General features: G+C 73.9%; 2 protein-coding genes (1 of these 2 running past the window's edge). Both read left to right on the top strand.

What is annotated here, in order from left to right; genetic code table 11:
• Positions 1–15638 carry the 3' portion of a non-ribosomal peptide synthase/polyketide synthase gene (locus ACWDSJ_RS08500; RefSeq protein ID WP_450030273.1) on the top strand. The gene continues 9379 nt to the left of window position 1, outside the view, so the window shows 15638 of its 25017 coding nt (coding positions 9380–25017); its start codon lies off the left edge, out of view; its stop codon occupies positions 15636–15638.
• Positions 15631–15837, top strand: coding sequence for an MbtH family NRPS accessory protein (locus ACWDSJ_RS08495; RefSeq protein ID WP_450030271.1), 207 nt, complete (start codon positions 15631–15633; stop codon positions 15835–15837). The genes ACWDSJ_RS08500 and ACWDSJ_RS08495 overlap by 8 nt, the downstream gene beginning before the upstream one ends.

Genomic DNA, 15837 nt, shown 5'->3' with positions numbered 1-15837 from the left:
TCAACACCGTCGTCCTGCGCACCCGCGTCGATCCCGCCGGGGATCTGCTCGGCCTGCTCGACCGCGTGCGCGCCGACGATCTCGCCGCCTTCGACCACGCCGCCGTCCCCTTCGAGCAACTGGTCGACGCGCTGAATCCGGTGCGCTCCCAGGCGCATTCGCCGCTCTACCAGGTCTCGCTCACCCTCCAGAACCAGACCGAGCCCGAGTTCCGCCTGGGCGACCTCGCCCTCGAGGCCGTCGATCCGGGCGTCACCCCGACCACCCTCGATCTGGACTGGACCTGCACCGACCGCTACGACGCCACCGGCGCGCCGGACGGCATCGACGTGCACGTCCAGTACGCCCGCGACCTGTTCGACGAGGCGACCGTCCTCGGCTTCCTCGCCGCCGTCGAACGCATGGTGCGGGCCCTGGTCCACGCGCCGCACACCCCCGTCGGCGACGTCGACCTGCTCACCCCCGCCGAGCGCGAGCTGGTGCTGTCCCGCCCCAACGCCACCGCCCACCCCGTGCCGCGCGAAACCCTGGGCGACCTCCTCGACCGCCGCGCCGCCGCCACCCCGCACGCCGTCGCGGCGGTGTTCGAGGGCGCGTCGCTGACCTACGCCGAACTGGATGCCCGCTCGAACCGCTTGGCGCGCGGCCTGATCCGCGCGGGCGTCGGCCCCGACACCATTGTCGGCCTCGCCGCCCACCGCTCCCTCGATATGCTGGTGGCCCTGTTCGCCGTCGTGAAGGCGGGCGGCGCCTACCTGCCCGTGGACCCCGCGCACCCGGTGGAGCGCATCACCCAAGTGCTCGGCACCGCCGACGCGGAACTGGTCCTGCTGGCCGGGGGCGCGACGCTTCCGCCGCTTCCCGGGATACGGCTGCTCACGATCGACGAGAGCGTCTGCGGCACAGGCGATTCCGCGACCGTCACCGATGCCGATCGGCGCGCCCCGCTGCGCCCCGACAACCTCGCCTACGTCCTGTTCACCTCCGGCTCGACCGGCGCGCCCAAGGGCGTCGCCACCAGCCACCGCGCCATCGTCAACCAATTGCACTGGCTGCGTGCGCGGTACGACGTCACCGCCGCCGACCGCGTCATGCAACGCGCCCCGCTGACCTTCGACGTCTCGGTGTGGGAATGCTTCCTGCCCGCCCTGGTCGGCGCGACCCTGGTGATTCCCAAGCCCGGCGGACACCTGGATCTGGACTATCTGGCCGGGCTGATCCGCCACCACGAGATCAGCTTCGCCGAACACGTGCCGTCGGTGCTGGCCGCCCTCGTCGCCGAGGGCCACGGCGAGGTGCTGCGCTCGTTCCGGCACCTGCACTGCGGCGGCGAGGCGCTGCCGCCGGAACTGCTGACCGCCCTGCGGCGCTATGTCGGCGGGGCCGTCCACAACGCCTACGGCCCCACCGAGGCCGCCATCTCCACGATCTTCCACGAATTCGGCGACGGCGACGCGGGCGGCCTCGAGGTCCCCATCGGGCGGCCCTGCTGGAACACCCGCGCCTACGTGCTCGACGCTCGGCTGCGGCCGGTGCCGGTGGGCGTGACGGGTGAGCTGTATCTGGCGGGCGATCAACTGGCCCGCGGCTATCAGGGCCGCGGCGCGCTCACCGCCGAACGGTTCGTCGCCGACCCCTTCGGGGCGCACGGCGGCGGCGCTGGCGGGATCGGCGGCCGCATGTACCGCACCGGCGATCTGGCCCGCTGGAACCGCGCCGGGGAACTGGTGTACCTGGGCCGCAACGACTTCCAGGTCAAGGTGCGCGGTCAGCGCATCGAACTCGGCGAGATCGAGGCCGCCCTCACCACCGTGCCCGGCGTCACCCACGCCGCCGTCGTCGTGGCCGCCGACAGCACCGGGACCGACTGCCTCGTCGGCTACGTCAGCGGCGCCGAGACCGCGCCGCGCGTGCTCGCGCGGCTGCGAGACCTGTTGCCCGGCTACATGATTCCCGCGCATCTGGTGGTGCTCGACGAGCTGCCGCGCACCCCGGTCGGCAAACTGGACCGCAAGGCCCTGCCCGCCGTCGAATTCACCCGCGCCGCCGACGATTTCCGCGCCCCCGCCGAGGGCGCCGAAGCCGTGCTCGCCGCGATCGTCGCCGAACTGCTGGGCGGCGCGACCCCGGTCGGCGCGACCGACGACTTCTTCGCGCTCGGCGGCAACTCGCTGCTCGCCATGCGCCTGATCGCCCGCGCCAACGCCGCCCTCGGCGCCGACCTGAGCGTGCGCGAGGTGTTCGAGACCCCGACCGTGGCCGGACTCGCCGCCCGCGCGCTGCGCTCCGCGTCCGCACCGGCCCCCGCCCTCGTGCCCGTCGCCCGCCCCGCGCGAATCCCGTTGGCCCCGGCCCAGACCCGGATCTGGCTGCTGAACCGGCTCGACCCCGCCTCCCCGGTCTACAACATCCCGTTGGCGCTGCGCCTGACCGGCACCCTCGACGAGGGCGCGCTGCGGGCGGCCGTGCACGACATCCTGGAACGGCACGAATCGCTGCGCACGGTCTTCCCCGACGACGCGGAGGGGCCACACCAGGTGGTGCTCGCCACCGCGGACCTGCCGCCGCTCGCCCCGCACGTCCGGCCCGCCGGATCGGCACCGGCCGACGCCGCCGCCGAGGTCGCCGCGCGCGGATTCGATCTGCGCGTCGAACCGCCCGTCCGGGTCGCGCTGCTCCGCGTCGACCGCGACGACCACATCCTGGTCGTCGTCGTGCACCACATCGCCGCCGACGGCGTGTCGACCGGCCCGCTGGCCCGGGACCTCATGACCGCCTACGTCGCCCGCGCCGCGGGCCACGCCCCCGACTGGGCGCCGCTGCCGGTGCAGTACGCCGACTTCACGCTGTGGCAACGCGACCTGCTGGACTCCGTGCTGGCCGGCCAACTCGCCCACTGGCGCACCACCCTCGCCGGACTTCCCCCGGTGCTGGAACTACCCGCCGACCGCCCGCGCCCACCGGTGGCGTCCGGGCGCGGCGCGGGCGTCGAATTCGATCTGGACGCCGAAATCACCACGGCCCTGGGCGAATTGGCGCGCCGCGGTGGCACCTCGGTGTTCATGGTCGTGCACGCCGCCTTCGCGGCCCTGCTGGCCCGGCTGGCCGGAACCGAGGACATCGCCGTCGGCACCCCCATCGCCGGGCGCGCCCACGCCGAACTCGACGATCTGGTCGGCATGTTCGTCAACACCCTCGTGCTGCGCACCGCCGTGCCGCTCGGGGCCACCTTCACCGAACTGCTCACCGCGGTGCGCGCCGCCGACGTGCGCGCCTTCGCCCACGCCGACATTCCGTTCGACGTCCTGGTCGAGGACCTGAATCCGGTACGCTCCCCGGCCTATTCGCCGCTGGTGCAGGTGTTGCTCACCTTCGAACACCGCGACGACACCGTGCTGCGGCTGCCCGGCCTCGAGGTGAGCGGCGTGCCGATGCCGAACACCACGGCCCAGTTCGACCTGTCGCTGGCCCTCGCCGAATACGCCACCCCCGACGGCGACGCCCTGCACGCCGTGCTGCGCTACGCCACGGACCTGTTCGACGCCCCGACCGCGCGCGCCTTCGCCCGCCGCTTCACCCGCGTGCTGCGGGCGGCCGTGGCCGACCCCGAGATCCGGATCGGCGATATCGACCTGCTCGACGACGACGAACGGCTCCGGGTGCTGCACGCCTGGAACGACACCCGGCACCCGGTCGACGGAAAGCTCACGCTCGCTTCGATGTTCGCCGCCCGCGCCGCCGACAGCCCGGACGCCCCGGCGGTGACCTTCGACGGCGAGACGCTGACCTACGCGCGATTCGCCGCGCGCGTGCACCGGCTCGCCCGCCACCTGATCGCGCTCGGCGTGGGGCCGGGCGATGTGGTCGCCCTGCCGCTGCGCCGCTCCCTGGACCTGGTGCTCGGCGTGTACGCGGTGATCGCCGCGGGCGCGGCCTATCTGCCGCTCGATCCCGACCACCCGCGGGAGCGCAACCGGCACGCCCTCGCGACCGCGCGCCCCGCGCACATCCTCGCCGACCTCGATATCGACCTGTCCGGGTATTCCGCCGACCCGGTCACCGACGCCGACCGCCGCACCCCGCTGCGACCCGCCCACCCCGCCTACGTCATCTTCACCTCCGGTTCGACCGGCAGGCCGAAGGGCGTGGTCGTCCCGCACGCGGCCATCGTGAACCGGCTCGTGTGGATGCAGTCCGCGTACGGCCTCACCGCCGCCGACGTCGTCCTGCACAAGACCCCCGCCACCTTCGACGTTTCGGTGTGGGAACTGTTCTGGCCCTTGCAGATCGGCGCGCGCCTCGTCGTGGCGGCCCACGACGGCCATCGCGATCCGGCCTACCTGGCCCGGCTCATCGCCGCCGAACGGGTGACCACCCTGCATTTCGTGCCCGCCATGCTCGCCGCCTTCCTCCAGACCGGCCATGCCCACGCCGACACCACGCTGCGGCAGGTGTTCTGCTCGGGTGAGGCGCTGCCCGCCGACACCGCCCGGCGGCTGCGGGCGGCCACCGGCTGCCGCCTGCACAACCTGTACGGCCCGACCGAGGCGGCCGTGGACGTCACCTGCCACGAGGTCACCGACGCCGACACCGACTCGGTGCCGATCGGCGCGCCGGTCTTCAATACCGCTGTGCGCGTGCTGGATTCGCGGCTACGGCCGGTGCCGATCGGCGTGGCGGGCGAGCTGTACCTCGCGGGGGTCCAGCTGGCCACCGGCTACCTCGGCCGCCCCGAGCTGACCGCTGAACGGTTCGTGGCCGACCCCTTCGGCGACTCCGAAAGGCTCTACCGCACCGGGGATCTCGCGCGCTGGACCGAGGCGGGGGAGCTGGAGTACCTGGGCCGCACCGACTTCCAGCTGAAGCTGCGTGGCCTGCGCATCGAACCCGGCGAGATCGAGGCAGCGCTCACCGCCACCGACGCCGTCACCCAGGCGATCGTGACCGTCTCCGGCGATCGGCTCGTCGCCCATGTGGTCGGCGCGGCGCCCGATCCGGCCGCGCTGCGCGACCACCTCGCCACCGTGTTGCCCGAGTACATGGTCCCGGCCGCGATCGTCGTCCTCGACGCCCTCCCGCTCGGCCCCACCGGCAAGATCGATCGCCGGGCCCTGCCCGAACCGCCCGCCGAGACCCGCGCCTACCGGCCCCCCGCCACCGCCCTGGAACGCGTCGTCGCCGAAACCGTCGCCGACCTGCTGGGACTCGACCGCGTGGGCCGCGACGACGACTTCTTCGCGCTCGGCGGCAACTCCCTGCTCGCCACCCGGCTCATCGCCCGCCTCGGCGCGGATCTGCCCGTGCGCATCGTCTTCGAGGCGAGGACCGTCGCCGCGCTGGCCGAACGAATCCCGGTGGCGCACACCGAGACCGTGCCCGGACCCAGCGCCCGGCCGCCCGCCGACCTGGAACCGCTCGCACCCGCCCAGCAGCGCCTCTGGTTCCTCAACCGCCTCGATCCGGACGAGACCGCGCACCTCGTCCCGGTCGTGCTGCGCCTGACCGGCGATCTAGACCGGGCCGCGCTGCGCGCCGCCGTCGCCGATGTCGTCGCCCGCCACGACACTCTGCGCACGGTCTATCCGGACATCGAGGGCGTCGGGTACCAGCGCGTCCTTCCCGCCACCACCGTGCCCGACATCGTCGCGGTCCCCGCCGCCGAACTCGTCGAATTCGTCGCCGCCCCCTTCGATGTCACCGCCGCGGTGCCGCTGCGGATCGGCCTCGTCACCGTGCGCGCCGACGAGCATCTGCTGGCCCTGGCGGTGCACCACATCGCCGCCGACGGCTTCTCTCTCGGCCCGCTCGCCCGCGACCTCGCCGCCGCCTACGCCGCTCGCCGCACCGGCGCCGCGCCGCACTGGCCCGCCCTGCCCGTCCGCTACGCCGACTACGCGCACTGGCGGCGCGAAACCCTCGGCGAGGAAACCGATTCCGGCACTCCCGCGGCGCGGCAGTTGGCCTACTGGCGAGAGGCGTTGCGCGGCTTGCCCGCTCACCTGGATCTGCCCACCGACCGTCCCCGCCCCGCCGTGGCGAGCCACGCCGCCGCGGCGGTCACCGTCCCGCTCGAACCCGGCCTGCGCGCCGGAATCGACGCGCTCGCGGCCTCGTTCGCGGTCACCCCGTTCATGGTCGTGCACGCGGCCCTCGCCGCGCTGCTGGCCCGGCTGTCGGGCAGCGCCGACATCGCGATCGGCACGCCGATCGCCGGGCGCGGCCGTCCCGAACTCGACGATCTGGTCGGCATGTTCGTCAACACCCTCGTGTTGCGCACCCGCGTCGCCGAGACCGGGACCTTCGCCGACCTGCTCGACGCCGTCCGCACCACCGATCTGGACGCCTTCGCCCACGCCGACCTCCCCTTCGAACGGCTCGTGGAGGCCCTGGACCCGCCGCGCTCCCAGGCCCACCATCCGCTGTTCCAGGTGGCGCTGTTCTTCCAGAACCTCGCCCCCGTGGCGATCGAACTGCCCGGCCTCACCGTGACCGAGGCCGAATTCGACCGGGAGACAACCCGATTCGATCTCCAGGTGACCGTGGACGATCGGACGCTGCGCTGCACCTATGCCACCGACCTGTTCGACGAACCCACCGTGGCCCTGCTGGCGGTCCGGCTCGTGCGGACACTGCGCGCCGCCGTCGCCGACCCGGACCGCGTCGTCGGCGACATCGACCTGTTCGACACCGGCGAACGCCACCGCGTCGTGGTCGACTGGAACGACTCCGCACACCTCGCGTTCGCCCCCGAAACCCTGCTCGACGAATTCGAGGCCCAGGCCGCCGCCACCCCCGACCGCGTCGCCGTGCGCTACGCGGACACGCTGCTCACCTACGGACAACTCGAGCGCCGCGCCCACCGGCTCGCCCGGCACCTCATCGACCTCGGGGTCGGCCCGGAAACGCTGGTGGCCCTGGCCCTGCCGCGCTCGATCGACCTGGTCGTCGCCCTCTACGCCGTCCTCGCCGCGGGCGGGGCGTACGTGCCGATCGACCCCGACCACCCCGCCGCGCGCATCGGCCACATCCTCGGCGTCGCCCGCCCGCTGCGCGTCCTCACCACCACCGCCGCCGCGCCCGCGGGCGTCGCCGATCCGCTGTATCTGGATCGGCTCGACCTGTCGGACCGCTCCGACGCCCCGATCACCGACGCCGACCGGCGCGCGCCGCTGCGGCCCGCGCATCCGGCCTACGTGATCTTCACCTCCGGTTCGACCGGAAAACCCAAGGGCGTCAGCGTCTCCCACGCGGCCATCGTCAACCAGATGACCTGGATGCAGGCGCACTACGGACTGACCGAGGACGACGTCTACCTCCAGAAGACCGCCACCACCTTCGACGTGTCGCTGTGGGGCTGGTTCCTGCCGCTGCGCGTCGGGGCGACGCTGGTCCTCGCCACCCCCGACGGCCACCGCGACCCCGGCTACCTGGCCGAGCTCATCGCCCGGCACCGCGTCTCCACCACCGATTTCGTGCCGTCCATGCTCAGCGCCTTCGCCGCCGCGGCGGACCCCGCCGCGCTCGGGTCGCTGCGGCGGGTCTTCGTGATCGGCGAGGCCCTGCCCGCCGAGACCGTGCGCGCCTTCGCCGCGCTGACCCCCGCCCGCCTGCACAACCTGTACGGGCCCACCGAGGCCGCGGTCAGCATCACCTACCGCGACGTCACCGGCGACACCGCGCGGCCCGTCGCGCCGATCGGGCGGCCGGAGTGGAACAGCCGGGTCTACGTGCTGGATTCGCGGCTGCGGCCCACGCTGCCCGGGGTGCCGGGCGAACTGTATCTGGCGGGCGCGCAACTGGCCCGCGGCTACCACGGCCGACCCGATCTCACCGCGGACCGCTTCGTGGCGAATCCCTTCGGCGCGCCCGGGGAGCGCATGTACCGGACCGGCGACGTCGTGCGCTGGGGCCACGACGGCGACCGGCCCGAACTGATCTATCTGGGCCGCACCGACTTCCAGGTGAAACTGCGCGGCCAGCGCATCGAACTCGGTGAGATCGAGGCCGCGCTCGGCGCCGCGCCCGGCGTCACCCAGGCCGCCGCCCGGGTCGTCGCCACCGCCACCGGCGACCGGCTCGTCGGCTACCTCACCGGCACCGGCGTCGACCTCGCCGAGGTGCGGGCCGGCGCCGCGCGGCTGCTGCCGTCCTACATGATCCCCGCCGCCTACGTGGTGCTGGACGTCTTCCCGCTCAACGCCTCCGGCAAGCTCGACCGCGCGGCGCTGCCCGATCCGGTGCTCGACCGGACCGCCTACCGCGCGCCGGAGACCCCCGCCGAGATCGCGGTGGCCGAGGTCTACGCCGAGGTGCTCGGCGTCGAACCGGTCGGTGCCGACGACGACTTCTTCGACCTGGGCGGCAACTCCCTCATCGCCACCCGGGTGCTGGCCCGGCTGGGGGAGCGGCTGGGCCGCCGCATCCCCGTGCGGCGGCTGTTCGAGACGCCCGTGGTGCACGCGCTGGCCGCCGCGATCGCCGCCGACGCCGCCGAAACGCTGCCACCCTTGACGAGTGGCCTACGGCCGCAACACATTCCGCTGGCACCGGCGCAGCACGGCATGTGGGTGGCCAACCGCCTCGACCCCACCTCCCCGGCGCACAACATCCCCGTCGCCGTCCGCGTCCTCGGCGAAATCGACCACGCCGCACTGAGTTCCGCGTTCCTGGACGTGGTGGCCCGGCACGAGCCGCTGCGCACGATCTATCCGGCGGACGCCGACGGCACACCCCGGCAGGTGATCCTCGCCCCCGGCGACACCGGCCTCACCCTCGAGCTCGAGACCGTCGCATCCGTGGACGACCGAATCGCCGAATTCCTCGCCGACGGATTCGACGTCGCCGCGGCGGTACCCGTCCGCGCGGTGCTGCTGCGCGAATCGGAGACCAGCCACGTCCTCGTCGCGGTGCTGCACCACATCGCCGCCGACGGCTACTCGATGAATCCGCTGCTGCGCGACCTGATCTCGGCCTACCTGGCGCGCCGCGCGGGCGCCGCCCCGGCCTGGTCGCCGCCGCCCGTGCAGTACGCCGACTACACCCTGTGGCGGCACCGCCTGCTCGACACCCTCGCCGAGGCGCAACTCGCGTTCTGGCGCGAGCGCCTGCGCGACCTGCCCGAGGACGTCGCGCCGCCCGCCGACCGCCCCCGCCCGCCCGTCGCGAGCAAACGCGGCGCGGTCGTGCGCGGCCGCGTCGGCGGCGACCTCGGCGCGCGGATCCACGACCTCGCGCGCACCCACCGGGCCACCCCGTTCATGGTGCTGCACGCCGCGCTGGCCGTCCTGCTGGCCCGGCTCACCGGCTCCGGCGACGTCGTCATCGGCACCCCCGTCGCCGGGCGCGGCGCGGCCGCCCTGGACGAGCTGGTCGGCATGTTCGTCAACACGGTCGTGCTGCGCGGCCGGGTCGACGGCGCGGAGTCGTTCGCGGCGCTGCTGGACCGGGTGCGCGACGAGGACGTGGCCGCCCTCGCCCACGCCGAGGTGCCCTTCGATCGCGTGGTCGAGGCGCTCGGCGTCGCGCCCGATCCGGCCCGGCATCCGCTGTTCACCGTCGCGCTGAGCTATCTGGAATCGGCCGGATCCGGCGCGCATCCGCTCGCGCACGCCCACGCCGTCCCGGGCCTGGTGCTGGAACCGGTGCCCTTCGACGAACCGGTGGCACGGTTCGATCTCCAGTTCACCGTCGGTGGCGAACCGGACGGCGACGGTCATCTGACGGTCGAATTGGCCTACGCCACCGACCTTTACGACGCCGCCACCGCCGCCGCCCTGCTGCGCCGCTTCGGCCGCGTCCTCGGCGCGGTCACTGCCGATCCGGACGCCGCCGTGGCCGGGATCGATATCCTCGCCCCCGTCGAACGCGCCCGCGTCCTGGGTCGCCGGCGCCCGGCCCCGGTGCCGCCGCGCACGCTGGCCGAACTCATGGCCGCCGCCGTCGCGCGGAATCCGCTGGGCGTGGCCGTCGTCGACGGCGACCGCGAACTCACCTACCGTGAGCTGGACGAGCGCTCCGCGGCGCTGGCCCGGCTGCTGGCCGCGCGCGGCGTCGGCCCGGAGGACTTCGTCGCGGTGGCCGTGCCCCGCTCGGCCGAATCGCTGCTCGCCGTGTGGGCCGTCGCCAAGGCCGGGGCCGCGTTCGTCCCCGTCGACCCGACCTATCCGCGCGACCGGATCGCGCACATGCTCACCGATTCCGGTGCGCCGCTGGGCATCACGGTCCCGCACTGCCGCGCCGCGCTCCCCGGCGACATCGACTGGATCATTCTGGACGAGACCGTGGGCGACGTCGCGGGACCGGATCCGAAACCCATTGTGCGCCTGCGCAATCCCGCCTGGATGGTGTACACCTCCGGCTCCACCGGCGTCCCGAAGGGCGTCGTCGCCACCCACGCCGGAGTCGCGGGCGTCGCCGCGGCCCAGCGGGACCGCTACGCGGTGACCGCCGACTCGCGCGTATTGCATGTCGCCTCACCGAGTTTCGACGCCGCCATGCTGGAACTGCTGCTCGCGCTGGCGGCGAGCGCCACCCTCGTGGTCGCTCCGCCCGGCGGCTACGGCGGCGACGAACTCACCGCGCTGCTGCGCGACCGGCGGGTCACCCACGCCTTCCTCACCCCGGCCGTGCTGCGCACCCTCGACCCCGCCGCCGTGCCCGAACTGCGCCGCCTCACCGTCGGCGGCGAGTCCTACGGCCCGGACCTGGTCGAGCGCTGGGCACCCGGCCGCCGCTTCCACAACACCTACGGACCCACCGAGACCACGATCATCACCACGATCAGCGCCGCGCTGACCCCCGGCGGCGACTTCGACATGGGCGCACCCATTCCCGGCATGTCCGCGGTGATCCTCGACGACCGGCTGCGGCCGGTGCCCGACGGGGTGACCGGCGAACTGTATCTGCGCGGCCCCGGCGTGGCGCGCGGCTATCACGCCCGGCCCGGTCTGACCGCGGCGCGCTTCGTCGCCGATCCCTTCGGCGGTCCCGACTCCCGGCTGTACCGGACCGGCGATCTGGCCCGCTGGGTGCCGCGCCCGGACGGCCCGGTCCTCGAATACGCGGGCCGCGGCGACGATCAGGTGAAGGTGCGCGGCCTGCGCATCGAACTCGGCGAGATCGACGCGGTCCTCACCGCGCACGACGGCGTCGGCTTCGCGGTGACCGTCGGCCACGCCGACGCCGCGGGCGCGACCGCCCTGGTGTCGTATGTCGTTCCGGCCGAGGGGAAGACGATCGACACCGACGAACTCACCGCGTTCGCCGCCCGCTCGCTGGCCGCCTACATGGTGCCCGCCGCGATCACCGTGCTCGACGCCGTACCGCTGACCCCCGTCGGCAAGGTGGACCGGAAGGCATTGCCGGAACCGGTGTTCCGCGCCGCCGAATTCCGCGCGCCCGCACCGGGTCCCGAACGCGTCGTGGCCGATGTCGTCGCCGAGGTGCTCGGCCGCGCACCCGATCGCGTGGGCGCGGCCGACGACTTCTTCGCCCTCGGCGGGAACTCGCTCACCGCGACCCGGGTGGCGGCCCGGCTCACGGCCCGTCTCGGCGTCGCGGTCGGCGTGCGCGTGATCTTCGAACACCCCACGGTGGCGGCCCTGGCGGCGGCCGTGGGCGCGGACGCCACCGCGGCGCGCCCGCCCCTGACCCGGCGGACGCACCCCGGACCGGTGCCGCTGTCGCTGGCGCAGCAGCGCATGTGGCTGCTCAACCGGATCGATCGCCACTCCGACGCCTACCACATCCCGCTGGCCGTGCGGCTGGTCGGCGACCTCGACGTGGCCGCGCTCGACGCCGCCCTGGCCGATGTCGCCGCCCGGCACGAGGTGCTGCGCACCACCTACCCGATGACCGACGACGGACCGGTGCAGGTCGTGCTGCCGCCCGCCGCCGCGGGCACGCCCACCCTCACCGCCGTCGAGATCCCCGCCGCCGATCTGCCGGTGGCCGTCGCCGATCTCGTCGCCGAGGGTTTCGACGTGACAGCCGGAGTTCCGTTGCGCGCCAGGCTGTTCGCGCCCGTCGCCGCCGATGCCGCGCGCGAACACGTGCTGGTGGTGGTGATCCACCACATCGCCGCCGACGGGTCCTCGCTGGCCCCGCTGGCCCGCGACGTGATGACCGCGTACACGGCCCGCCTGCACGGCCGCGCGCCCGACTGGGCGCCGCTGCCGGTGCAGTACCGCGACTACAGCGTCTGGCAGCGCGAGGTCCTCGGCGCCGAGGACGATCCCGATTCCCTCGTCGCCCGCCAGATCGCCTTCTGGCGAACCGAATTGGCGGATCTGCCCACCCAGCTCGAGCTACCTGCGGATCGACCGCGCCCGGTCGTATTGTCCACGCGCGGAAAGCATCTCGACTTCACCGTCGACGCCGAACTGCACGCGGGACTGACCGAGCTGGCGCGGGCGCACGGGGTCACGCTGTTCATGGTGGTGCAGGCGGCCTTCGCGGTGCTGTTGGCGCGGCTGTCCGGCGGCACCGACATCGCGGTCGGCACCCCGGTCGCCGGGCGCGGGGACGCCCAACTCGACGATGTGGTCGGCATGTTCGTCAACACCCTGGTGCTGCGCACCCCGGTCGATCCCGCCGCCGATTTCACCGCCCTGCTCGACCGGGTGCGCCGCGCCGACGTGGCCGCCTTCGAACACGCCGACGTTCCCTTCGAGCGGCTCGTCGAGGTGCTCAACCCGGAACGCTCCACCGCCCGGCACCCGCTGTTCCAGGTCGGCTACTCCTTCCACAACCAGACCGCGGTCGATTTCACGCTCGCCGGACTCACCGCGACCGCGGCCGATTTCGACTCCGAGGTGTCCCAGGTCGATCTGCATCTGGTGGTCACCGATCGGTACGGCGAGGACGGGACCCCGGCGGGTCTGGCCGCCTCCTTCACCTACGCCACCGCCCTGTTCGACGAATCCACCGTCGCCGGATTCGCCGGGCGGCTGCACCGCCTGCTCGCCGCGGTCCGCGCGAATCCCACTGTGCCCGTGGGCGATCTGCCGATCCTCGACGCCGCCGAGGCCGAGCGGTTGCTGACCGTCTGGAATCCGCCCGCACCGGTTGCGCCGCCGCAAACCTTGCCCGCCGCCTTCGAGGCGCAGGCCGCGCGGACCCCGGGGGCGATCCTGGTCGAGGACGGCGCGACCGCGCTCACCTACGCGGAGTTCGCGGCCCGCGTGCACCGGCTCGCCCGCGTCCTCGTCGAATTCGGCGTGGCCCCGGAAACCCGCGTGGCGCTGGCGATTCCGCGCAGCGCCGACCTGGTGGTGGCCATGTACGCGGTGGTGTCGGCGGGCGGCGCGTACGTGCCGCTCGACCCGGACCATCCGGCCGACCGCACCGCCGCGGTACTCGCGGCCGCCCGGCCCGCACTGGTCTTGACCGCCGCGGCGCATCCCCTGCCGCTGCCCGCGGAACATCCTGCGACACTGGATATCTCGTCCGTCCCGGGCGATGCCGATCCGGGTCCGCTGACGGACGCGGATCGGCGCGCGCCGCTGCGCCCGGACCACACCGCCTACGTCATCTTCACCTCCGGTTCGACCGGCACCCCGAAGGGCGTGGCCGTCCCCCATGCCGCCGTCACCCACGAATTGACCTGGATGCAGGACGAATACGCGCTCGACGCCGACGACGCCGTGCTGCTGGCGACCTCGGCGGCGTTCGACCTGTCGATCTGGGAGTACTGGTGGGCCCCCCGTACCGGCGCGCGCGTGGTGGCCGCACCCGCTGGCGCGCAACGGGATCCGCGGGGTCTGCTGTGCCTTGTGGACCGGGCCGGGATCACCACCCTCACTCTGGTGCCGTCGCTGCTCGCCATGCTCGCGGAGGTCGCGGGGGAGCGGCTGCCGGAGAGCCTGCGCCGCGTCCTGGTGATCGGCGAGGCGCTGCCCGCCGCCACCGCCGACCGGGTGCGCGCTCTGACCGACGCGCGGCTGGACAACCTCTACGGCCCCACCGAGGCGGCCGTCTCGGTGACCCGCCACCGCGTCACCGCGGCCACCCCGCATCCGACCGTCCCCATCGGCACCCCGCAGACCGGGGTCCGGATGTACGTGCTCGACGACCGCCTGCACCCGGTCCCGGCCGGGGTGATCGGTGAACTGTATCTCGGTGGGCCGCAACTGGCGCGCGGCTACCTCGGCCGGTCCGCCGCCACCGCCGAACGGTTCGTGGCCAACCCCTTCGGGGTCCAAAAGAGCGCCGCTGGCGAGCACGAGAGCGGCGGACGGCTCTACCGCACCGGCGATATGGTCCGCTGGACCGCCGACGGCGAGCTGCGTTACGTCGACCGCCGCGACTTCCAGGTCAAGGTGCGCGGCTACCGCATCGAACTCGCCGAGATCGAACACGCCCTGCGCGCGCATCCCGCGGTCGCCGAGGCGGTCGTGGCCGCGCACGCGGATCAACTCGTCGGCTGGTACACCGCCACCGACCGGATCGAACCCGGCGACCTGCGGACCGCGCTGGCCGCCACCCTGCCCGGCTACATGGTGCCCCGGCACCTGATCCGGCTCGACGCGCTGCCCCGCACCGCCAACGGCAAGATCGACCGCGCCGCCCTCCCGGCACCGCGCCCGGTCTCCACCGAAACACGCGCAGCCGCAACGGAACTCGAGGAACTGGTCCGTGCCACCGTCGCCGACGTGCTCGGCGTGGCGCGAATCGGCATGGACGACAACTTCTTCGAACACGGTGGCAACTCGCTGCTCGCCACCCGGCTGAGCGTGCGGCTGGGTGCCGCACTGGCCGAACAGGTTCCGCCGCTGTGGGTGTTCCTCGCGCCGACCCCGGCCGGGCTGGCCGCCCAGCTCGAGGCCCGCCGAGCGGGCCGGGCCCGCGTCGACGCCGACGCCGCCTTCGACGTGCTGCTGCCGCTGCGCACCACCGGAAGCCGCGCACCGCTGTTCTGTATCCACCCGGCGGGCGGCGTGGCGTGGTCCTTCGCGGGCCTGGCCGCCCACGTCGAGGACCGCCCGATCTACGGCCTGCAATCACCGGCGCTGAATGCGGCCGCGCCGCCGCCGGATTCGATCGAGGCGTGGGCCCGCCGCTACGTCCGCGAGATCCGGGCCGTCCAACCCGAGGGCCCCTACCATCTGCTCGGCTGGTCGCTGGGCGGCGTCCTCGCCCACGCCGTCGCCGTCCAACTCCAGGACGAGGGTCAGCGGGTGGCGCTGCTGGCGGTCATGGACAGCGCGCTGCGCGTCGACCCGGACGCGACCGCCGCCGTCCCGCTCGCCGATCTGGCCGGGGGACTGCTCGGCGACGCCGCCGCGGACACCGACGCGGTCCTCGACCCCGCCGGGCTCACCGCCCGCCTCGCGGCCCTGCCCGAACCGTTCGCCTCCTTCGGCGCGGACCGCCTCGAGCGGGTACTCGCCGACGGCCTGCGCTCGCTGACGCTGATCGCCCACTACCGGCCCCGCCCGTTCAAGGGCAACCTGCTGTATTTCACCGCCGCACACGACGATCCGACCGGCGCCACGGGCGCGGGCGAATGGCTCGACGCCGTCTCCGGCACCGTCCACAACCACGCCACCCCGGCGACCCACTGGCGGATGACCTCCGGCGCCGCCCTGGAACGCGTCGGCCGCGTCCTGTCCGCGCACTGGGAGACCATCGATGGATGACGACGACCCGCCCTGCTACGTGCTGATCGACGCCGACGGCCGCCCCACGGTATGGCCCGCCTTCGCGGCCGTCCCCGGCGGCTGGACCGTCGCGCACGGCCCGGCCCCGCGCACGGACTGCCTCGACTACGCCGAAACCCACTGGACCGCCCTGCGACTGGCCGCGCTGCTCGCCGCCAGCCGCCCCGAGCCCACCTGA

Source organism: Nocardia sp. NPDC003482, assembly GCF_053588115.1.
Note: the sequence above shows the minus strand (reverse complement) of the source record. Positions and strands in the feature narration are given on the sequence as shown.